Origin of the sequence: Streptomyces sp. GESEQ-4 (assembly GCF_017948455.1) — a bacterium.
GTDB lineage: Bacteria > Actinomycetota > Actinomycetes > Streptomycetales > Streptomycetaceae > Streptomyces.
In genome coordinates this window covers 934609-955945 of sequence record NZ_JAFFSU010000001.1, presented here as the reverse complement: position 1 = coordinate 955945, position 21337 = coordinate 934609, and the positions used below count along the sequence as shown (strand labels likewise).

18 protein-coding genes are annotated in these 21337 nt (G+C 72.0%); 13 read left to right on the top strand and 5 right to left on the bottom strand.

All coding sequences use genetic code 11. The features are described 5' to 3' along the window. Positions 1 to 98: 98 nt before the first annotated feature. From KCH48_RS04330 to KCH48_RS04315, 4 genes are read right to left on the bottom strand one after another with little or no spacing between them, the layout of a single operon-like run. Positions 99 to 890 carry an SDR family NAD(P)-dependent oxidoreductase gene (locus tag KCH48_RS04330; RefSeq protein WP_210570540.1) on the bottom strand — a complete coding sequence of 264 codons (792 nt, stop codon included), beginning with the start codon at positions 888 to 890 and terminating at the stop codon, positions 99 to 101. After that, on the bottom strand, positions 890 to 1897 hold the full coding sequence (locus KCH48_RS04325) for a ketoacyl-ACP synthase III (protein WP_210570538.1): 1008 nt from the start codon (positions 1895 to 1897) through the stop codon (positions 890 to 892). The genes KCH48_RS04330 and KCH48_RS04325 overlap by 1 nt, the downstream gene beginning before the upstream one ends. Further along, positions 1894 to 3576, bottom strand: a complete 1683-nt coding sequence (locus tag KCH48_RS04320) for a CoA-transferase (protein WP_210570536.1) — start codon at positions 3574 to 3576, stop codon at positions 1894 to 1896. Before KCH48_RS04320 ends, KCH48_RS04325 begins: the two co-directional genes overlap by 4 nt. Continuing rightward, positions 3573 to 4865 (bottom strand): beta-ketoacyl synthase, encoded by a 1293-nt coding sequence (locus KCH48_RS04315; protein WP_210570534.1) that lies wholly within the window; start codon positions 4863 to 4865, stop codon positions 3573 to 3575. The genes KCH48_RS04320 and KCH48_RS04315 overlap by 4 nt, the downstream gene beginning before the upstream one ends. A 286-nt stretch (positions 4866 to 5151) precedes the next feature. Here KCH48_RS04315 and KCH48_RS04310 point away from each other — a divergent pair, with 286 nt between their 5' ends. From KCH48_RS04310 to KCH48_RS04260, 11 genes are all read left to right on the top strand, one after another. Then, positions 5152 to 6339, top strand: a complete 1188-nt coding sequence (locus tag KCH48_RS04310; RefSeq protein ID WP_210570532.1) for a thiolase family protein — start codon at positions 5152 to 5154, stop codon at positions 6337 to 6339. A 33-nt stretch (positions 6340 to 6372) separates the two neighbouring features. Then, positions 6373 to 6825 carry a Zn-ribbon domain-containing OB-fold protein gene (locus KCH48_RS04305; protein WP_210570530.1) on the top strand — a complete coding sequence of 151 codons (453 nt, stop codon included), beginning with the start codon at positions 6373 to 6375 and terminating at the stop codon, positions 6823 to 6825. Beyond that, the gene (locus tag KCH48_RS04300) at positions 6822 to 7946 is read left to right on the top strand and encodes a hypothetical protein (protein WP_210570528.1); all 1125 of its coding nucleotides are present in this window, start codon (positions 6822 to 6824) and stop codon (positions 7944 to 7946) included. The genes KCH48_RS04305 and KCH48_RS04300 overlap by 4 nt, the downstream gene beginning before the upstream one ends. Further along, positions 7943 to 8680, top strand: coding sequence for an SDR family NAD(P)-dependent oxidoreductase (locus KCH48_RS04295; protein WP_210570526.1), 738 nt, complete (start codon positions 7943 to 7945; stop codon positions 8678 to 8680). Before KCH48_RS04300 ends, KCH48_RS04295 begins: the two co-directional genes overlap by 4 nt. 20 nt (positions 8681 to 8700) lie before the next feature. Next, on the top strand, positions 8701 to 10299 hold the full coding sequence (locus tag KCH48_RS04290) for an AMP-binding protein (RefSeq protein WP_246884711.1): 1599 nt from the start codon (positions 8701 to 8703) through the stop codon (positions 10297 to 10299). Then, positions 10296 to 11999 (top strand): CocE/NonD family hydrolase, encoded by a 1704-nt coding sequence (locus KCH48_RS04285; protein ID WP_210570524.1) that lies wholly within the window; start codon positions 10296 to 10298, stop codon positions 11997 to 11999. The genes KCH48_RS04290 and KCH48_RS04285 overlap by 4 nt, the downstream gene beginning before the upstream one ends. Before the next feature lie 267 nt (positions 12000 to 12266). Beyond that, positions 12267 to 13181: a triacylglycerol lipase gene (locus tag KCH48_RS04280; RefSeq protein WP_210570523.1), complete on the top strand. Its 915-nt coding sequence runs from the start codon at positions 12267 to 12269 to the stop codon at positions 13179 to 13181. Positions 13182 to 13314: 133 nt separating this feature from the next. Next, complete coding sequence (locus KCH48_RS04275; RefSeq protein ID WP_210570522.1) at positions 13315 to 14562, top strand: ABC transporter substrate-binding protein; 1248 nt, start codon at positions 13315 to 13317, stop codon at positions 14560 to 14562. Continuing rightward, complete coding sequence (locus tag KCH48_RS04270) at positions 14559 to 15425, top strand: branched-chain amino acid ABC transporter permease (protein WP_210570521.1); 867 nt, start codon at positions 14559 to 14561, stop codon at positions 15423 to 15425. The genes KCH48_RS04275 and KCH48_RS04270 overlap by 4 nt, the downstream gene beginning before the upstream one ends. Then, positions 15418 to 17226: an ATP-binding cassette domain-containing protein gene (locus KCH48_RS04265; protein ID WP_210570520.1), complete on the top strand. Its 1809-nt coding sequence runs from the start codon at positions 15418 to 15420 to the stop codon at positions 17224 to 17226. The genes KCH48_RS04270 and KCH48_RS04265 overlap by 8 nt, the downstream gene beginning before the upstream one ends. Before the next feature lie 4 nt (positions 17227 to 17230). After that, positions 17231 to 17974, top strand: coding sequence for an ABC transporter ATP-binding protein (locus KCH48_RS04260; protein WP_210570519.1), 744 nt, complete (start codon positions 17231 to 17233; stop codon positions 17972 to 17974). On the opposite strand, the gene KCH48_RS04255 is transcribed toward KCH48_RS04260, so the two are convergent. Further along, the gene (locus KCH48_RS04255) at positions 17944 to 18615 is read right to left on the bottom strand and encodes a TetR/AcrR family transcriptional regulator (RefSeq protein ID WP_210570518.1); all 672 of its coding nucleotides are present in this window, start codon (positions 18613 to 18615) and stop codon (positions 17944 to 17946) included. The two genes, KCH48_RS04260 and KCH48_RS04255, sit on opposite strands and share 31 nt — an antisense overlap. Positions 18616 to 18831: 216 nt before the next feature. On the opposite strand from KCH48_RS04255, the gene KCH48_RS04250 reads away from it, so the two are divergent. Both KCH48_RS04250 and KCH48_RS04245 read left to right on the top strand, forming a co-directional pair. Continuing rightward, a complete protein-coding gene (locus KCH48_RS04250; protein ID WP_210570517.1) occupies positions 18832 to 19881 on the top strand; it encodes an amidohydrolase family protein in 1050 nt (349 codons plus the stop codon). Positions 19882 to 19954: 73 nt separating this feature from the next. After that, positions 19955 to 21334: a cytochrome P450 gene (locus KCH48_RS04245; RefSeq protein ID WP_210570515.1), complete on the top strand. Its 1380-nt coding sequence runs from the start codon at positions 19955 to 19957 to the stop codon at positions 21332 to 21334. The last annotated feature ends 3 nt before the right edge of the window (positions 21335 to 21337 follow it).

Here is a 21337-nt window from a genome sequence, read left to right as displayed (position 1 = left end):
GGCCGCCGAGTACCTGCTCGGCGGGCCGGCCGGGACTTGCGGTACCGGTCACCGGCTCAAGGGAGTTGAAGTGGAGCCCACCAGTGGAGCCCGCCGGTTCAGGGAATGCGGGCCGGGAACCCCCCACCGGCGACCTCGATCACGGTGCCGGTCAGGTACTGGTTGGTCACGGCGTGCAGCACCGTCTCCGCGACCTCGTGCTCGGCGGCGAACCGGCGCAGCGGCACCTGTTCGCGCAGCCGCTCCATGTAGCGGGCGTGGGCGGGGTGCCGTGCGCCCTTCTCGCGCAGTGCGGCGCCGTCCACCACACCGGGCGCGACGGCGACGACCCGGATGCCGAACTCGCCCAGTTCGAGCGCCCAGCTGCGGGTCAGCGACACCACGCCGGCCTTGGCGGCCGCGTACGCCGACTGGCCCCAGGAGCCCTGCCAGGTGCAGCTGACGACGGGGACGAGCACGCCGCCGGTACCCGCTTGCGCCATGGTGAGCGCTGCCTCGCGGCCGGCGAGGAACGTGCCGGTGAGGTTGAGGTCGACGGTGGCGTGCCACTCCTCGATGCCGTGCGCGCTCCAGGCGCCGCCCGCCTGACGGGGCGGGCGCAGCAGCCGCTGGGAGAGGTTGCGGCCCGCGGCCATGACGCACACGTCGAGCTGACCCCGTTGTGCCAGGTCGGTGAAGAGGCGCCGCACGTCGGCGGGCCCGAGCGTGTCGACCTGTGCCGTCGCCAACTCCACGCCCCGCTCGGCGGCTTCCTTGCGGCAGCGCTCCAACTGCTCGGTGTCCCGGGCCGCGACGGTCGTCGCCCATCCCGCGGCGCCGAGCGCGTACGCGATCGCGGCACCGAGGCCCCGGCTGCCGCCGATGACGACGGCCTGTCCCCGCCTCGGCATCACTGCTCCCACGGGCGGGGGCGGCCGTAGCTGAAGAGCATCGCGCCCCAGCTGAAACCGCGGCCGATGGCCATGCTCAGGATGCGGTCGCCGCGCGCGATCGTGCCGTCGTGGACGTACTCCGACAGACAGCTGGGCACGCTGACGCTGGAGGTGTTGCCGCGCCGCTCGATGTTGAGCAGCACGCGTTTGTCGTCGCGGATGCCGAGGGCGTCCTGCACGTCGTGGATCAGGTTGATGTTGCCCTGGTGCGGGATGATCCAGTCGACGTCGTCGAGGTCGGCGTCCGCCTGCCGCAGAACCCGCCGGGTCGCGTCCGCCAGCACGCCGGGCGCGAACTCGCCGACGACCTTCCCCTTCATCACCATCGTGTCGTGCTCGTCGATGTCGAAGGCGTCGTAGTGGGTGGCGTCGGAGTGCAGTGTCACGGCGTGCAGACCGTCGTCCGACCCGGGGTTCGCCCGCCACACGCCCGCGGCGGCGCCGCCGCCGAACAGGACGGAGTTGCGGTAGGAGAAGTTGAGGATCGGCCGGGGGTTCTCGGCGCAGACGATCAGGACGGTGCGGTGGCCGGTGGCGATGAGGCCGCGGGCGACGGCGGAGGCGTGCAGGAAGCCGGAGCAGGCGACGCCGGTCACGTCCAGGCACATCGCCTTCGGGGCGCCGAGGCGGCGCTGCACCGGCAGGGCGACGTCCATGTAGTTGTTGCCGGGGCTCGTGGGATTGACGCGGGGGCGCGCGGTGGCGCTCGTGCCGAGGATGACGTCGATGTCGCCGGGGTCCAGCTCGGCCTCGGCGAGCGCCCGGCGGGCGGCGCGCTCGGCCATGTCCACGTGCCGTTCGCCCTCCGGCGGCCAGTGCCGGGCGGCGACGCCGGTGTGGCGCAGGATCCACTCCTCGTCCACGCCCAGTTCGGGCCTGCTGGTGAAGTGGTCGTTGCGGACCGGCTCTCCGGGGAAGTCGTGGCCGATCCCGGCGAGCTGGACGGGCGGGCAGAAGACGGTCATCGGTAGATCCCTTCGGGGTCGATCGAGCGCAGGAGGGCCAGTTCGCCGGCGGTCGGGGGCGGTTCGTGCCGCAGCGGGTCGGCGATCCTGACCTGCCATCCGGTGCGGTCCCGCACGGTCTCGGCGGGGCCCGCGGCGTCGGCGCTGACGAGGCCGGGCGGAGGTGCCCAGGTCGCGAGGCGAAAGGGCTCGCCCGTCTTGTCCCGTTCGAAGCAGCCGAACTCGGTCACCACTTGGCTGACGTTGCGGCCGGGGCTGGTGACGAAGCCGACCGTCTCGGGGCAGCGGCGCGGTGATGCGGCCGTCACCACGATCGTCTCCACATGGCTGGCCACGTCGTTGGCGCCGCCGGAGCCGACCAGGAAGCCGCCGCCGGGCGTACGGCTGGTGTTGATCCGGCCCTGCTGATCGATCTGCGCTGCGGACAGGACGCCCAGGGTGCGGTCGGCTCCGCCCGCGACGAGGCCGCCGAGCACTTCCCACGTCCCGGCGTGCTGACGGCACGCCTGCACATGCCGTTGGGAGAACAGGAAGGTGTCCCCGGCCCGCGGCAGGAAGTCGATCATGCCGAGTTCGTTGACGACCTGGACGTGGACGCCCTCCTCGTGCAGCAGGCGTGCGGCCAGCCAACTGGCCACGTGGGCCGTGCCGATGCCGGCGAGGACGGTGCCGTAGCCCCGTGTCCGTAGGGTGCGGGCGATGGTGCGGGCCGCCAGCACCAGGTGGTGTTCGCGGTCGGTCGGTGGCGCGGAGCGGGCGATGACGTCGGGCACGGCCGCGGTGACCGGCGCGGCCGGGTGGAGGCCGGCCAGCCGTGTCTCCCCCAGCCTGGCCAGGTATCCCTGGTGTCCGCCTGTTCCCGTGACCCACCGTTCGAACCACTCCTCGGTGAGGGCGGGATCGGCACACGCCTGGGCCAGGTCCTCCAGGAACAGGTAGTCGTCGAGGTAGCCCTCCACTCCGGCGTCGGGCAGCGGTGTGAGGCCCTGCGGGTGGGCGCCGTACGGGCAGGGGGCGAGGCCCAGCACCCGCTCGGCCGGGATCTGGCAGGCCGCGCCCGCGGGTGGGTCCGCGCGCACCGTCTCCACCGTGGCGAGGACGCCCCGCTCGGCCGCCAGCGCGCCCCACCAGCCCTCCGCGACGGGACCGGAGAGAGACAGGTTGCCCCGCTCGTCCGCGCACTGCGCGTGCAGCAGCGTCACGTCGGGGCGGAGCGCGGGCACCAGCACGGCCTCTCCCGTCTCGTGCCGCAGCGCGTCCAACTGCCGGTGCCCCTGCGGCAGATCGGAGCCGGACAGCGAGGTGCTGACCGCGAACGGGGCGCCCGTGGCTCCCGCCATCAGCCGTTGCAGCAGGGAGAGCAGGCTCCACTCCTCGACCGGGAACGGGTCGCCCTCGGGCAGCCTCGCGTAGAGCCGGTTGGGGCGGGACGTCGGGAAGGTGTCGCCCGCGAAGCCGATGACGGCGTGCTCGACCACTCCCGCCATGGTCAGCGCGTGCACGCCGGCGTGCAGGGCGTTGACGCTGATCCGGAACTGGCCCGTGCCCCGGAAGACCCGGGCGAGCGCCAGCACCAGGGCGTTGGGGCGGGACATGGTCGAGGCGATGTGCACCTGCATGCCCGGCCTCAGGAACCGCCCGCACAGCTCGTCGGGGTCGGCGGCCATCACCGGGGTCATCCGGCGGCCTCCATGATCAGCGCGGAACTCTGGCTGCCGATGGCGAAGGCCAGGGACATCGCCAGGCGTACCTCGCCGGGGCGGGCGCCTTCGGTGACGTGGTCGTGGTCGCACTCGGGCTCCACGGTCTCGCAGTTGATCGTCGGCGCCAGGCACTGGTGTTTGAGCATCAGGGCGAGCGCGGCGCAGTTCACCAGGCCCGCGGCGCCCAGCAGATGGCCGTAGACCGGTTTGACGGAGCCCAGCGGCGTCCAGTCGCCGCGCCGGGGTCCGAAGAGGTGGCCGAGCGCGCGGCTCTCGGCCAGGTCGTTGTAGCGGGTGGCGGTTCCGTGACCGCAGATGTAGTCCAGTTCCCCCGGCGAGGCGCCCGCCGTGTCGAGGGTGTCGGCCATCAGCCGCGCCGTGCTCTGCCCGCTCAGGTCCATCCGGGTCGCGTGGGCGGCCTCGCTGATGCTGTGGCAGGCCCGCAGCGCGGCGTAGACGGGTGCCTGCCGGGCCTCGGCGTGCTGTCTGCGTTCCAGTACGGCGACCACGGCGCCCTCGCCGAGCGCGAAGCCGTCCCTGCGCAGGTCGTACGGCTTGATCGCGCGCCGGGGTTCGGTGTCCCGGGACAGCACGCTGGTGCCGGACGCCGAGTAGACCTGCAACACCTCGGGGGTGAGCGGGAGTTCGTGGCCGACGACGAACATCACGTCGGCGGCGCCGCGCTGGATCTCGTGGGCTGCCAGGGCCAGCGCCTGATGGCCGCCCACGCAGGCGTTGCTGACGGTGGAGACCAGTGCCTGCGCGCCCAGCCGGACGGCGCTGAGCGACGCGGGTGTCCCGGCCAGTGAGGCGAAGACCGCCTGGGCCGGGGAGACCGGGGGGCGGGCGGGGTCCCAGGCCGTGCCCGAGGCGGTCTGGGACCACCACTCGGCCGGTCCGCGGGAGCAGGAGGCGACGACCCCGGTGCGTGGCGGGTCGATCGCTCCGTCGTCCGCCAGTCCGGCGTCCCGCGCGGCGTTCTGCACGGCCGAGAGGACGACGAGGATCTCCCGGCTGTACCGCTTGGCGAAGTTGTCGGGCAGGTCCGGCAGGTAGGGCGTGTGCTCGAAGTCCCCCAGCCGGCCGGCGCTGTGAATGCCGGTGCCGGAGGAGAGGACCGGCGGCAGCGCGCTGAGCTGGGAGTCTCCTTCCCGTAACTGTCGCCAGGCCACCTCTGGGCTGTCGGCGCCCGGCAGTACGAAGCCGAGACCGGTGATGAGCACGTCCTCGAACGCCGTACCGGTTACGCGGGCCGAATGCGGCATGGGGGCCTCCCTGTCGACAGCGGTTGGTCGCCGGAGCGTGGTGAGTGAGCCGGGAAACGCGCTCCCCATCAGCACATCCCGGCACGGCCCGGGCGGCCAGGCACGACAGGTACCGCCCGGAGGGCCGCGCCGGGACTCGCGGTACCGGCCGGTCGGCCTCCGCGCGCCCGCCCCGGTGCTCCGGCGCCGCCCGCCGGAGAAACCTCGTGCGCACCGCCTTGACAGTCCGTACATCCTCCCGGACATTAATGAACATTCATTAACCCTCGTGAAGCGGGGTCTTCCCATGGATGGAACGGGAGTTGTCATCGCCGGCGCCGCGATCACGCGGCACGGCTTCTTCCCGGCGCGGGACTGGAAGGACCTCGTCGTCGAGTCCGCGTTCTCGGCCCTTGAGGACGCGCGCCTCGACGCCGGGGACATCACCGACGGCTTTGTGTCGGTATCGCTGCCGGAGACGTTCGAGCAGCAGAACCTCGGTGCCGTAGCCGCCGACGAACTCGGCCTCGCCCCGAGGGCTTTCAGCCAGGTCAACGCCGCCTGCGCCGGAGGCACGGTGGCCCTGCGCGGCGCCGTGGCCGCCCTCGCCGCCGGCATGGCGCGGGCCGTGCTGGTCATCGGCGTGGAGAAGGTGTCGGACACGGCGTCGACCGCCGACTCGATGCTGCACTTCCCCGACGCCGAGTTCGAGGCGCCGGCGGGCTTCGACTACGTCGACCTCATGGCGCTGATGCAGGACCAGTACATGCGCAAGTACGGCGCCACGCACGAGGCGATCGCCCAGTGGGTCGTACAGGACCGCTGGTACGCCACACGCAACCCGAACGCCGTCGATCACGGGCGGCCCGAACTCACCGTGCCGCAGGTCCTCGACAGTCCCATGGTGTCGCGGCCCATCACGCGGGCGGCCTGCGGACGGGCCTGTGACGGTTCCTCGGCGGTCGTGCTGATGCGCCGCGACGACACTCCGGGAGCGTGCGAGCCGGTGGAGATCGCGGGCATCGCGCAGGCCACCGGGCCCAACGTCCTGGCCGCGAAGTTCGGCCATCCGGCCTCTGCGGGCGCCGACATCGCCGAGGCGGTGCCGACGGCGGTGGCCGCCAAGGCCGCCTATGCGCAGGCCGGCATCGAGCCGCAGCACATCGATCTGGCCCAGGTGCACGACTGCTTCAGCGTGATGGGCGCGCTGCACCTGGAGGGGCTGGGGATCTTCCCCACGGGCAAGGCCGCGGCGGCGGTGGCCGACGGGGAGACGGCGCTGGAGGGCCGCTGCCCCGCCAACACCGACGGCGGCCGGATCGGCCTCGGTCATCCCACCGGTGCCACCGGGATCAGCGTCGCCGTGGAGTCGGCACTCCAACTGCGGGGCCGGTGCGGGGAACGCCAGGTGCCGGACGCGGAGATCGCGGTCTGCCAGTCCATGGGCGGCTCCAACGCCACCAGCGCCGTCGCCGTGCTGCGGCGCCCACGCTGAACGACCCACGCAGGAAAGGAGGGACAGCGCTCCATGTGGTCCCCCACGGAACCGATTTACCGCATCGCCACCCCGACCCCCGCCAAGGCCTGGCGCTCGCGTGCCGGTCGCTACCGCCTCGTCGGCAACCACTGCACGAGCTGCGGGCTGACGTTCTTCCCCGCACGCCGTGTCTGCCCCGACTGCCGCTCGCGCGACCTGCGCGAGAGCGAACTGGCGCCCTTCGGCCGGGTGGTGGGCACGGCGGAGGACCACACCCCGCTGATCGGCCACGCCGGCCGCGCCGCCCGCCCCTTCGCCATCGTCGAGCTGGAGGACGGACCCCACGTGCTCACCGAACTCGTCGACGTCGACGCCGGTCACGACGGCGATCCCCCGGCCGTGGCCGAAGGGACCGAGGTCGAGCTGGTCGTCCGCAAGTGGCGGCGCGAGGCCTCGGGGCCCTACCAGTACGGCTACAAGTTCCGGCCGCGGAGGGCGCGATGAGCGGCGACTGGCCCCGGCTCACCGGCATCCCCGTGGACGTCACCGACGCCGCCGGGAACACGCCCGGTCCCGCCCCGCACGACGTGGGGATCTCCGCGATCGGCACGGCGCTCCCCGCCGGCCGGCTCGCCGTGGAGGAGATCCACGAGGTGTGGCGGAATGTGCCGCTGGACGTGGTGCGGCGCAAGGGCGTCACCCACCGCGCCGTGTGCGACCCCGACGCGGACGCGGTGACGCTGGCGGCCGAGGCCACGGCCGTCGCCCTGCGCGAGGCGTCCGCGACACCGCAGGCGGTCTTCTTCGGCTCGCAGACCGGCCCGTACCTCACCAAGGCCAGTGCGGCGCTGCTGGCCGACATGGCCGGCCTGCCGCCCGCGTCCTTCGCCGCCGACGTGCAGTTCTCCGGCAAGTCCGGGACGGCCGCCCTGCTGTGCGCGCTGGCCTGGGTGCGGGCCGGCTTCGCCGAGGCGGCGCTGGCGGTGGGGACGGACACGCTGGGACCGCATATCGCGCCGGGCGATCCGCAGGAGTACACCGCGGGCTCCGGAGCGGCGGCACTCCTGGTCACCCGCGACGCCACGCTGGCCACCGTGGACGCCGTCGGCTCGGCGGTCTCCGACACCAACGACGGCTTCCGCGCCGACGGCGAGCGGCACATCCGCACCGGCGGGGCGGTGATGACGGCCACCGACATCGGGCTGTACGACCACTGCGTCACCGCCTGGGAACAACTCGGCCCGCCCAGCAAGCCGTTGCGTTTCCTGGCCGGCCCGCAGCCGGACGCCATCACCCCGATCCGGCTGGCCCGGCGTCTCGGCCAGCCCGACCGCTCCGCCCTGCCCTGCGTCGTCGCGCACGGCATAGGCGACACGGGCGCGGCGGCACCTCTGCTGGGACTTGCCCGGGCACTGGAGCTGGCCCTCCCCGGCGACCGGATCGCGGTCCTCGGCTACGGCTGCGGCGCGGGCAGCGACGCCCTGCTGCTGACCGTACGCAACCCGGCCACGCACACCGGACTCGAAGCGGCGCTCACGCGGCGGCGCCCGGTGGACTACGCGACGGCCAGCAGGCACGAGAGGCACTTCCAAGCACTGGAGCGACTCGTGGGGAGCTACGAATGAACGAACTGTTCAAGGGACGCACCGCGCTGGTCACCGGCGGTGGCAGGGGCATCGGCGCGGCGATCGTCACCCGGCTCGCCGAGGAGGGCGCGACGGTCGCGGTCAACGACATCGACGAGGAGGCCGCCGAGCGCATGGCCGCGCAGGTGGGCGGACTCGCCGTACCGGCGAACATCGCCCACGAGGAGCAGGCCCAGGACGTGGTGGACCGCGTCGAGCGGGCCTGGGGCGGACTCGATGTGCTGGTGAACAACGCGGGCATCGGGTTCCGCGGAACGCTCGCGGACCACACGCCGAAGATCTGGCACAAGGTGCTGTCCGTCAACCTGCACGCGCCCTTCTTCCTGTCGCGCCGCGCCGCGGCCCTGCTCGCCCGGGCCGACGGCGGCGCGGTGGTCAACCTCTCCTCCGTGGCGATGATCGGCAACGTCGGACAGGTGGCGTACGACGTGTCCAAGGGCGGTCTCGCCACCCTCACGCGGTCCCTCGCGGCCGAGCTGGGCCCGGCCGGCGTGCGCGCCAACGCCGTCTGCCCGGGCTTCGTCGACACGCCCATGCTCGCCATGGCCGAGGACCTCGTCCGGATCGGCGAGAAGCACGTACGCACCCAGCCGATCAGCCGTTTCGGCACTCCGCAGGAGGTGGCGGCGGCCGTGGCATGGCTGGCCTCCGCCGAGGCGAGCTATGTGACGGGTCAGTGCCTGTTCGTCGACGGCGGATGGATACGGTCATGACACCGCCGATGGATACGGTCATGACTCCGCCGGTCCGGATCCTGGCCATGGACGATCCACGGGTGCCGGACGCCGCGTCCTGCACGGTCGCCGGACTGCTCACCGCCCGTGCCCGCGCGCACCCCGACCGGGTCTTCGCCGTCTTCGCCGACGGGGAGAGCTGGACGTACGGCGAAACCCTGCGGCGCTCGCTCGGCGCCGCGGCGGCCCTCGCGGCACACGGGGTGCGACCGGGCGACCGCGTGCTCTCGTGGCTGCCCAACGGGCCGGACGCGCTGCTGGCCTGGTTCGGCACCAACCTCGCGGGCGCGACCTGCGTACCCGTCAACACCGCCTACCGGGGCCGGATGCTGGAGCACGTACTGGCCAATTCCGGGGCGGCGCTGGTCGTCGCGCATCGCGAACTCGCCCCGCGACTGGCGGAGATCGAGCCCGGGGACCGGCGTCCCACGGTCGTCGGCCCGCAGGAACTCCACGCCGATCCGGGCGGCTTCGAGCCGTATCCAGCGGAGCCTTGGGACACGTTCGGGATCATCTACACGTCGGGCACGACCGGCCCCTCGAAGGGCGTGCTGTGCTCCTACGTCCACCACTACTCAGCGGCCGTCGCCGCCTTCGCCGGGCGGGCCGGGGAGGGGGACCGCTACCTCGTCCAACTGCCGCTGTTCCATGCGGGCGGGACGATCGGGGTGTACGCGATGCTGCTGCTCGGCGGGTCCGTTCTCGTGGTCGACTCCTTCGCCACCGACGCGTTCTGGGACGTCGTACGGGCCCACCGCGTCACCTGCTGCACCCTGCTCGGCGTCATGGCGTCCTTCCTGCTCACGCGCGACCCGGCGGAAAGCGACGTCCGACACCCGCTGAAATGGGTGTGGTTGCTTCCGCTCGGCGACAACAGCGCTGAGCTGTCGCAGCGCTTCGGCATCGAGGTCCACACCCTGTTCAACATGACCGAGACATCGGTCCCGCTGATCTCCGAGCCGGATCCGAAGGAGAGCGGACTGTGCGGAACGCCGCGCCCCGGCATCGAGATCCGCGTGGTCGACGCGTACGACCGGCAGGTGCCCCCGGGCCACAGCGGTGAGCTCGTGCTGCGCGCCGACCGGCCGTGGTCGCTGTCTCACGGCTACCCCGGGATGCCGGAGGCGACGGCCGCGGCCTGGCGCAACGGCTGGTTCCACACCGGGGACGCGGTGCGCCGGGACGGTGCGGGCCGGGTCTTCTTCGTCGACCGCCTCAAGGACGCGATCCGCCGCAGGGGGGAGAACATCTCCTCCTTCGAAGTGGAGTCCGAGGCGATGACCCATCCGGCGGTGCGCGAGTCGGCCGCGGTGGCCGTGCCGAGCGAACACGGCGAGGACGAGGTCCTCCTCGCGGTCGCCCCCGCACCGGGCCGGGCCGTCGACCCGGCCGAGTTGATCGAGTACCTCGTCCCGCGCATGCCCCACTTCATGGTGCCGCGCTATGTCCGCGTCCTGGACGAACTGCCCAAGACACCCACCGCGAAGGTGCTCAAGCACGCGCTGCGCGCGGAGGGCCTGACGGACGACACCTGGGACCGGCGGCAGGCCGGGATCACGGTCAAACGTGAGTCCCTCGGGAGGAGCCGACAGCCATGACCGCACCCCAGGCGGAGACGATCGAGCGCGACGTGCCCGCCCCCATGCGGGACGGAGTGGTCCTGCGCGCCGACGTGTGGCACCCGCCCGCCGACGGCCTCACGCCCGCACTGCTCTACCGCGGCCCCTACGACAAACGCCGGATGCCCCTGCTGGACGTCCTGCCCGCCGCCCTGGCCGTGGAGGCCGGCTACACCGTCGTCCTCCAGGACAGCCGGGGCCGGTTCGCCTCCGACGGCGACTGGCAGCCGGTCATGTGGCGGCAGGAGGCGCTGGACACCCACGACACCGTCGAGTGGATCGCCACCCGCCCGTGGTGCGACGGCAACGTCGGCATGGTGGGTCCCTCCTACCTCGGCATCGTGCAGTGGGTCGGCGCCGCGCTGCGCCCGCCGCACCTGCGTGCCATCGCCCCGGCCATGTGCGCGGTCGGCGACTACGACGCCCGCGCCACCGGCGGGGCACTGCGCCTGGACCAACTGGTCAGCTGGGCCGCGGTGTTGATGGCCCCGGAGTGGCTGCGCCGCCGGCTGGCCGGCGGCGATCCGCCACCGCGCAAGACGATCGAGGCGATCGCGGACTGCGCCAGGAATCCACGGCGCGCGATGGAACAGCTCCCCCTCACCGACATCCTCGACCTGGAGGACTTCCCCCCACTGCTCAGGGACGTCCTCGCGGGCCAGACCGAGATCCCGGACGTCCACGCCGAGGACATCGACATCCCCACGCTCTCCCTCAGCGGCTGGTACGACATCTACGCCACCGCCACCCTCGCCCTGCACCAGGACCTGACATCCCGCGCGGGCCACCACCACCTGATCATGGGCAGCTGGGCCCACCTGAGCTCACTGCTGCCGATCCAGGGCGAGATGAACTTCGGCCTGGCCTCCTCCGCGCGCTTCGGCGGGCTCGCCGAACAGCACCTGGCGTTCTTCGACCGCTATCTGCGCGGCGCACAGCGGGAGTTGCCAAGGGTGCGGTACTTCCTCATGGGCGCGGGACAGTGGCGTACGAGCGCCCGGTGGCCGCCGCCGCGCGCGGTGACCCGGCGGTGGTACCTGCGGCAGGGCGGCATCCTGGGCAACGCACCCGAGCGGCACGAGCCGCCCGCCCACTACCGCTACGATCCGGCCGACCCGGTGCCCAGCCACGGCGGACGAGTGCTCAACCTGGGCGACCTGGTACCCGGGCCGCTCGCCCAGAACCATCTCGAACACCGCCTGGACGTGCTCAGTTACACCTCCGAGCCGCTCACAGAGACCCTCGATCTGGCGGGCCCCGTCCGGCTGGCGCTGTCGGTCGAAAGCAGCGCACCCGACACCGACTTCACCGGCAAACTCCTCGACGTCCTCCCCGACGGCCGCGCCCTGCTCGTCGCCGACGGCATCACCCGGGCCCGCCACCGCCACGGACCGGACACGGAACGGCCCCTCACGCCCGGGACGGTCAGCACGCTCCGCCTCGACCTGGGGCACACGGCCTGGCGCCTCCCTGCCGGGCACCGCCTGCGGATCCATGTCTCCAGCAGCAACTTCCCCCAGTACGACCGCAACCTCAACACCGGCGGCCCGATCGGCCAGGAAAGCGTCCCGATCGTGGCCGAACAGACGGTCCACCACGACCCCGAGAACCTCTCCTGGCTCGAACTCACCATGCTCCACGGCACCGACACGACGGCCGAAGGCGAGCAATCCGCATGACCGGCGCACGCCCTGCCACCTCAGCGCCCCTCCCCGCGGCCGACGGGCCCACCCCGTCCGTCCGCCGCCCCCGCACGCTGCACTCGGCTCCCCGGAGGCGACCGGTGTTCCGCATCGGGCGCCGGGCCGGGCGGCCGGTGTACGCGACACCGCACACCGCGGTCCGGCCCGTACCGGAGGACCCACCGGTCCCCCACCACGGACGAAGACCGCTCCGACGGCCGGGCAGGGTCGGGACCCCGCCCGGCCTCACCGAAGGAGCCGCACTTGCCCAACCAAAGCCCCTCTCGCACCCGCCGGATCCACACCCTCCTCCGGCTGGCGTGCGTGACCGCACTCGCCGCAGTGGCACTGGGACTGCCGTCCGCGTCGTCCTCGGCCCAACCCGAGCCGCACCACCGATCCGCGGCCGTCGACGACCCACCGTCCGCCCCACCACTGCCCGGAGCCAACGACTGGCGGTGCCGGCCCACCCGGCAGCACCCCGAACCGGTCGTCCTGGTGCACGGCCTGTACGCCACACCGGACGTCAACTGGCCGTTCGTATCGGAAAACCTTCATAAGGCCGGGTTCTGCGTCTACGCGCTGACCTGGGGCACCGGGCAGGGGAAATACCCGCTGCCGGGCGTCGCGCCACTGGAGGAATCCGCCAAGGATCTCAAGGCGTTCGTCGACCGCGTCCGGATCACGACGGGCTCTCTGAAGGTCGACCTGGTCGGGCACAGCGCCGGTGGCCTGATGCCCCGTCAGTACCTGCGCTTCGAAGGCGGAGCCAGGTGGGTGGACGACTTCGTGGCGCTCGGACCACCCAATCACGGCACGACGTTCCACTCGCCCTGGCACGACATGCCCGAGTGGGTCGCCACCGCGTTCTGCCCGTCCTGCCTGCAGTTCGACGTCGGCTCGGCGTTCCTCACCCACCTCAACGAGAGCCGTGAGGTGGAGCCGGGCGTCAGCTACACGACGATCAGCACCGAGTTCGACGAGTACATCCTGCCGTACGCCAGCGCCCATCTGAAGGGAGCTTCCAGCCAGGTCACCAACGTCACCGTCCAGGACAGGTGCCCGGACAGCACGATCAACCATCTCAACCTCGCCTTCGACCAGGTCCCGCTGCAGTGGATCACCAACGCCCTGCAGCGCCCCGGTCCCGCGGACCCGGAGCTCAGGCCCACGTGCTGAGCCGGAGCCGGCGAGCCACTGCTCGCCCCCGCCCGCCCCTTCCCGCCGACGAAGGGGCGGGCCCGGGCAGCGCCACCACGAATCGACTCCACCTACACACAGGTCCACATACGCACCAGGGAGAGGGAGCGCCATGCAACTGTCACGTCGCGATCTGCTGCGCAGCAGCGGGCGGTTCGGCCTCGCCGCCGCGATGGGGCTGGGGGCGGCCCCCGCCCTGGCCGCCTGCGGCGGCTCGGACGACGCCGGCGACGCGGACGGAAAGGCCCGGCTCGGCTGGATCCAGCCGGCCTCCGGCGCCTTGGCGTCCGCGTACAAGCCGGCCTACGCTGCGGCCCGGCTCGCCGTGCGGGAGATCAACGAGGCGGGCGGGCTGCTGGGCAGGCCGCTGAAACTCCTCGAGGAGGACGACGAGGGCAAGCCCGGGACGCAGCCGATGGTGGCCCGACGGCTGCTGCGTGACAGGCCGCAGTTCGCGCTGGGGCCGACGGGCAGCTCCCAGGCGGTGGCGTCGGCGAGTGTGCTGGGCCGCGCGGAGGTACTCCAGTCCGCCTGGGGCGTGGCCGAACGGCTCGGCGACGGAGGGCAGTTCCCCTACCACTACCAACTGGTCTTCAACACCCGGCAGCAGACGGCCGCCGTGGCCCGCTACCTGTGCGAGGTACGTGGTCTCAGAAAGGTCGGGCTGCTGGTGGAGAACTCCGAGTACGGGGAAGCGATTCGGGACGCCTTCACCGCCGTACTCGACGACCGCTACGGCACGCGCCCCGTCTCCGTCCAGGTCTTCAACCAGGCCGCCCCCGACATGACCCCGTTCGTCAAACAGCTCGACCGCGACGGCGCCGCCGCCGTCGGCCTGTTCAGCGGCCAACCGCAGACCTCCGTGCTGACCCTGCGGGCCATGGCGGCCACCGGCTTCGCGCCGCCGGTCGTCTCCCATGAACTCAGCTACATCAAGGCCTACGACGCCTTCCCCGAGGAGCTGATGGAACGGCTGTACACCACCACCTACGCCGCCTTCAGCTACCGGCCGGACGAGACGCCGGCCCAGGGCCCGGCGATGGAGTACGCCCGGCGGATCGCGGCGGAACCCACCGCCGCCGGGCTGGAGTTCACCGCCGCCACCTCCCCCTACTACGACTTCCTCAAGCTGCTGGCCGACCTCGTCGAGCGGGAGAAGACCCTGGCCCCGGACAGGCTCAAGGCCGCCTTCGACAAGGTGACCGACCACCAAGGTCCCCGGGGACGGATCTCGTTCACCTCCGCGCGGCACACCGGCATCGACGACGGCGCCCTCGTCGTCGCCTCGCTGCTGTCCGCCAAGAGGAAGCAGTCGGTGCACGGCATCTTCCGCGAGCTGGCCCCGGGCGGCCAGACATGATCAACGACGTGCTGGTGCCCGGCCTGGTGTACGGCAGCCTGTACGGGCTGGTGGCCGTGAGCCTCACGGTGCTGCACCGGCCGACCCGGGTGCTCAACTTCGCCCAGGGCGACCTGGTGATGATGGGCGCGATGACCATGGCGGTGCTGGCGCTGCCCTGGCCGCTCGCGGCGGCGATCGCTGCCGCCGGGGTCGCCGCCGTCGCGCTGGTCGAGGAGCGGGTGGCCGTGGCGCCCGTGCTGCGGCGCTCGCCGTACGGCAGTGCCTGGGTGATCACGACGCTGGCGTTCTCGCTGGCGCTCAACCAGCTGGCGGGCCGGCTGTGGACCGACGAACCGCGCACCGTGGAGCCCCCCGCGCCGCTTTCCCTGGACCCCCTCACGTTCCTCGGTGTCCGCTTCAACAGCTACCAACTGGCCGTCGTCCTGGTCACGTTGGGCGTGGTCGCCGCCTTGGAGGCGCACGCGCGGACCCGCACCGGCTGCGCCGTGCGGGCGGTGGCCGCCGACCGGGACGCGGCCCAGCTGCGGGGCATCGATCCCGCGCGGCTCAGCCGCCGGGCCTTCCTGCTGGGCGGGGCGCTGGCCGGGCTGACCGGTGCGCTGGCGGCGCCGCTGACGCTGGCGTCGGTGGCGATGGGCTTCGGGCTGCTCATCAAGGGCTTCTTCGCGGCCGTCCTCGGCGGGGTCGGCGATGTGCGCGGGGCACTGCTCGGGGGCTGGATCGTAGGCGTCGTCGAGGCCGCGGGCGCCGACTACGTCTCACCGGGCGCCCAGACCGCCGTCCTGTTCGCCGTCACGCTCGCCATCCTCCTGGTCCGGCCCCAAGGGCTGCGCGGAAGCGAGGAGCTGCGCCGTGTCTGAGTTACTGTCACCTTCCTTGCGACGCACGGGACTTGGCGTCGCCCTCGTCCTGGCCGTCGTACTGCCCCCGCTCACCCGGGACGGCTACGTCCTCCACGTCGCCACCGTGGTCGGCATCTATGTGCTGATCGCCATGGGCCTGAACGTGCTGTTCGGGTACGCCGGGCAGGTGTCGCTCGGGCACGGCGCCCTGGTGGCGGTCGGCGCCTACACCGCGGCCGTGCTCACCGTCGACAACGGCTGGTCGTTCTGGGCGGCTGTCGGTCCCGCCATGGCCGTGTCGGCCGCCGTCGGCGGGCTGATGGCCCTGCCCGCGCTCCGGCTGTCCTCCTGGCATCTGGCGCTGATCACCCTCGCCTTCGCCATGGTGGTGGGCAGTCTGCTGACCGAACTGCGGGACCTCACCGGCGGGTTCGCGGGCATCATCGGTGTCCCCCTGCCCGAGGCGGGCGGCACGCCGCTCACCGAGGAGCAGCTGTACTGGCTGGTGCTCGCCCTGGTCGTGGTGGCCACCTGGCTGGTCGCGAACGTGCTGCGCTCCCGGATCGGCCGGGCGCTCACCGGCGTACGCGACGCTCCCGACGCCGTACGCACGGTGGGCGCGGCTCCCGTCCGGCTGAAGATCTTCGCCTTCTGTCTGTCCGCCGCGCTCGCCGGACTCGGGGGTGCGTTGCTGGCCACGACGCGCGGCATGGTCACCCCCGACGACTTCCCCATCGAGTTCTCGCTGTTCTTCCTCCTCGTGGTGATCATCGGCGGCGCTGGTCGCACGGCAGGGCCGTTCCTGGGGACGCTGGCGTTCTTCGTGGTGCCCGAGCTGCTGGACGACCTGGCCGAGTGGCGGCTGCTCATCTACGCCGTGGCCCTGCTCGTTCTGATCGTGTACGTGCCGCACGGCATCGCCGGGGCGTGGGAGGAGCACGGCCCCAGGATCGTGGCGCGTCTGACCGCGGGAGGACGGCACCGCTCCGAGGGAGCAGATGCGGTGCCGTCGATGGACGCGCCCGCGCCGCGGCCCACTCCCATGACCAGTCGCCCGGGGAGTGGGCTGCGGCTGCGCACGACGGACCTTCGGCGCTCCTTCGGCGGTGTCCACGCGCTGGGCGGCGTCGAGCTGTCGGTGGAGCCGGGCACCATCCACGCGCTGGTGGGCCCCAACGGGTCGGGGAAGACCACGCTGCTGAACGCCGTGACCGGTCTTGTGCCCGCGGAGCGGGGCCGGGTGCTGCTGAGCGGGACGGAGGTGAGCGGCCGGGCTCCCGAGCGGATCGCCCGCCTCGGGGTCGCGCGGACCTTCCAGACTCCCCTGCTGCTGCCCCGGCTGAGCGCGCTGGAGAACGTCCTGCTCGGGGCGTATGCCAGGGAGCGGGTCAGCGTCGTCGAGCACGCGCTCGCGCTCCCCCGGGGGTGGCGCGAGTCCCGTCTGCTGCGCGAAGAGGCCGCTGGCTACCTGGACTTCGTGGGCCTGACGCCGTACGCCCGGACCCCGGCCGGAATCCTGCCGCACGGCAACCAGCGGTTGCTGGAGATCGCCCGCGCGCTCATGGCGCGTCCCCGGCTGCTGCTGATGGACGAACCGGCCGCGGGCCTCTCGCCCGCTGAACTCGCCATGCTGGACGGGCTGTTGCGGGAGATCAGGGCCCACGACATGACGGTGCTGCTCGTCGAGCACCACATCGAGCTGGTGGCGGCGGTCGCCGATCACGTCACCGTGCTGGACGCGGGAGTCACCCTCGTCTCGGCCGAGCCCTCCATCGCGCTGCACGACGCCCGCGTACTCCACGCCTACCTGGGGAGCTGACGCCATGTCCACGCCCGAACCGCCGCTGCTTCGCCTGAGTGGCGTGCACTCCGGCTACGGCCCCGTCCCCGTCGTCCACGACGTCACGCTCGCTGTGCGCGAGGGCGAGATCTGCGCTCTGATCGGCGCGAACGGAGCCGGAAAATCGACCTTGCTCCGCACGATCTCGGGACTGCTGCGCCCGACCGCGGGCACGGTCGAGTTCGCCGGCGCCGACATCACCCGCGACCGGCCCGAGGCGATCAGCCTGCGCGGACTGGTCCAGGTGCCGGAGGGCCGTCGCGTCTTCCACGGGCTCACCGTGCGCGAGAACCTCGAACTGGGCCTGTGGAAGCGGAAGGTGACCGCACCGGAGGAACGCGAGCGTCTGGAGTGGACGTTCAGCCTCTTCCCCGTCCTGGAACACAAGCTGCGGGCGCGGGCCGAGGTGCTCAGCGGCGGGGAGCAGCAACTCCTCGCCATCGCCCAGGCGTTGGTGGCCAAGCCGCGGATGCTGCTGATCGACGAGCCGTCGCTGGGCCTCGCGCCGCTCGCCGCCGAGCGGGTCCTGGAGACGGTCGCGAAGCTGCGTACGACAGGCCTGACCGTGCTCCTCGTCGACCAGGCCGTCGAGCGCGTCCTCGGCCTGGCCGACCGGGCCTACGTCATGCGGACGGGCCGGATCGTGGCCGAGGGACCGGCCGCCCGGCTGCGTGAGGGACCGGCCTTGCAGGAGGCCTACTTGGGCACGCTCGCGGACAGCGACTGAATCTCGTCATGGCCGACCCCCGCCGCCCGCAGCACCAGGACGCCGTACTGCTCGGCGATCTCCTCGGCGCTGAGCCTGCCCTCCGGACGGAACCAGAGCCCGGCGTGGATGCACATGTCCAGCAACGCCTTCGCGGTGACCGGAATGTCCGCCTCCCGCCCACCGGGCAGCGCAGCCCGGAACGCACCCCGTGTCCGCCCCTGCTCCAGCATCCGCTCAAACTCCCGGCGTATGCGGCGCTCGCTGTCGCGGATCTCTGTGGACAGAGACGGCGGCAGGTGATGCGTCTCCGACCGGCTGACGACCGCTTCCAGGCGGTACGTCGTGTGGAAGACGGTCAGTGTCCGGGCCGCCTCCCACAGCTCGCGCACGGGGTCCCCGCCGCCCCGCTCGAAGGCATCCGCGAGCTGGCGCTCCAGTTCGGCACAGGTCCGCGAGGCGATCGAGTGGAGGAGCTCCTCCTTGGACCTGAAGTGGTTGTACATGGCCGCGGGCGTCATACCGAGGGCCGCCAGGATCTCCCGGACGCTCGTGTTGCCGTATCCCCGCCGGTAGAACAACTCGGCGGCGACCGACTCGATCTGCCTCCGCGTGCTCCCCCTGGGCGGCGGGGCGAACGCTCCCTCGGTCGACATGGCCATGGAGTGCTTCCCGTCCCTCGGTGGCGGCCGGCCGTCGGCGTCGCGGGGAGCCGGTGAATGGCCGTTCACCTGCTCACTTTACGGGCTCAACCGGCCGTATGGCGATCACACCGCAGCAGAAAGGTACGCCGGGTACTACCAGGCGGAGCCTCCTCACCGGGAGGCTCACGGACCGAGACGGGCGCGTGCTCACCGCACCCGGGACGGGAGCAGATCTTGAGGGTCCTCGACGAGAGCGGGACGGACGGTAAGGACGGGATCAGCGCGATCGACATGTGCGCCCTGGTGTACGACCGCGAGTCGTGGGGCGCCTACTTCCGCGACCTGGGCGTCCAGGCACCGGCCTATCTGCGGGCCTTCGGCCGCCATATGACCACCGTCTTCGGCGCGGACTTCCCCCACTACCGCCGGCTGCTGGACGCCGGCGACCTGGACGCGGCCGTCGAGGTCCTCGTGGCGAACCAGCCCGACGACATCGACGTGGCGGCCCATCTGCGCGCCATGGACGATCAGGGCGTCGCCTATCAGGTGCTGATGGGGTCCAGCGCCCGGCTGCACGACGGTGACAGCGTCAACACCCGTGTGGCCGCCTTCGCTGCGCGTGTCCCCGGGCGGGTGGAGGCCTGGGCGGGCCTGAACCTCAGCGATCCGCACGCCGCGCTGGTGGAGCTGGAGCGCTGCCACGCGCTGGGTATGCGCGGCGTCACCGTCATCGCCTTCCGGGACGGCGTCGAACCGCAGGCGCCGCGCTACGCCGACGTCTTCGCGGCGGCCGAGCGGCTGAGGCTGCCGGTGTGGATCCACACCGGGCACCACCTGTGCACCCGACGCCCGAACGAGTTGTCGCACCCGAGGGTCATCGACGCGCTCGCGGGCCGCCACCCGGAGCTGAGGATCGTCGCGGGCCACGGCGGCTGGCCGTGGCTGCACGAGATGATCTCGGTCGCCCAACGGCACCCCCATGTCTTCGTGGAGTTCTCCACCCATCGCGCGAGCTGGATGTCGCGTCCCGGCTCGGGCTGGGAGCCCTTCCTGCTGTACGGCCGCAGCACCCTGCGCCACAAGGTCATGTTCGGGACCGCGACCTGGGTCCACTCCGTGCCCGTGCGCACCCTGATCCGGGAGGTGGCCGAACTCGGCCTGGGCGAGGCGGTCACCCATGACTGGCTGCTCGGCAACGCACAGCGGCTGCTGGGCCTGGAAGCCGACCGGCGACTTACGGCCGGATCGCTCGGGTATTCGGTCGACTTGGGGCGCACTCCTTGACGGTCCGGCCCCGCGTGCCCCAGGTTATTGGATGTTAATGAACATTCATTTACCCAGTTCAGAGGTGATGTTCATGTCTCCAAGGGCTCTGCCGTCCGTCAGGTTCACCGACCGTCTCCGCGGGTCACCGACCTTCAGACGTGACCCGCTGGCCTTTCTGTCGCGTGGCCGCGAGCGGTACGGCGACATCTTCCGCTTCCGCACGCTCGGCGTCCCCATGGTGATGGTCAATCACCCGGACCACATCCGCCGCATCCTCGTCGACAAGAGCGCGCAGTACGACAAGAACGCCTTTCTCTTCAAAGCCGTACGTCCGGTGCTGCGCACGGGGCTGATCGCCAACGCGGACACGGAGCAGTGGCGTCGGCAACGTCGCATGATGGCACCGCATTTCACCCCGGGCGCGGTCGGCTCGTTCGCCCGGAACATGACGACCGAGACCGTGAAGATGCTGGACCGCTGGGAGCGCGACCCTCGCGACGGGCGGGTGATCGACGCCATGGACGAGTTCGGCCGGCTCGCGCTCGCCATCGTCAACAGGTCGCTGTTCAGTGCGGACGTGAGCGCGACGGCCCAGGGTTTCGAGCAGGCCTTCGGGGTGGCCAACAGCGTCCTCGCGGCATTCTTCCGGCGTCCCTTCCCGCCGTTGAGCGTGCCCACCCCCGGCCATCGCAGGCTCCGGCGCGCGATCGACGCCATGGACTCCTTCGTCTCCGGATTCGTCCAGGGACGGCTCCGCGCGAACGCGAGCGCGGACCCGGACGCGAACACGGACCCGGAACCCGATCTGCTGACCCTCCTGCTGCACTCCGTCGACGAGGAAGACGGCAGCGGAATGGGCCTCGAGCGGCTCCACCACGAGGTCCTCAACCTCTGTGTGGGCGCCTACGAGACCACCACCAACGCCCTGTGCTGGGCGTTCCATCTCCTCGCGCGCCATCCCGATGCCGAGAAGCGGCTGCACGAAGAGGTCGACCGGGTGCTCGGCGGCCGGATCCCACGGTTCGAGGACCTGCCCGAACTGGCCTACACACGCATGGTCGTAGACGAGACGCTGCGCATCTACTCCCCCGCCTACCAGTTCATGCGCCACGCGCGTCAGGACGACGAGATCGCCGGATACCGCATACCGGCGGGCAGCAACATGCTCATCAACAGCTATGTCCTGCACCGGCATCCGGACTTCTGGGACGAGCCGGAAACCTTCCGTCCCGAGCGGTTCGGCGCGGAAGAGGCCGCCCGCCGCCCCCGGCACGCCTACATCCCGTTCGGCAGCGGGCAACGCGTCTGCATCGGCAGGCACTTCGCCCTGACCGAACTCGCCCTGGTGCTCGCCACCGTCGCGCGTACCCACCGCCTGGTCCTGCCCGCGGACGCCCCCGACGTCCATCCGGAGGCCCTGATCACGCTGCGTCCCCGAGGCGGCATGCGGCTGCGACTCGAGCACCGCTGACAC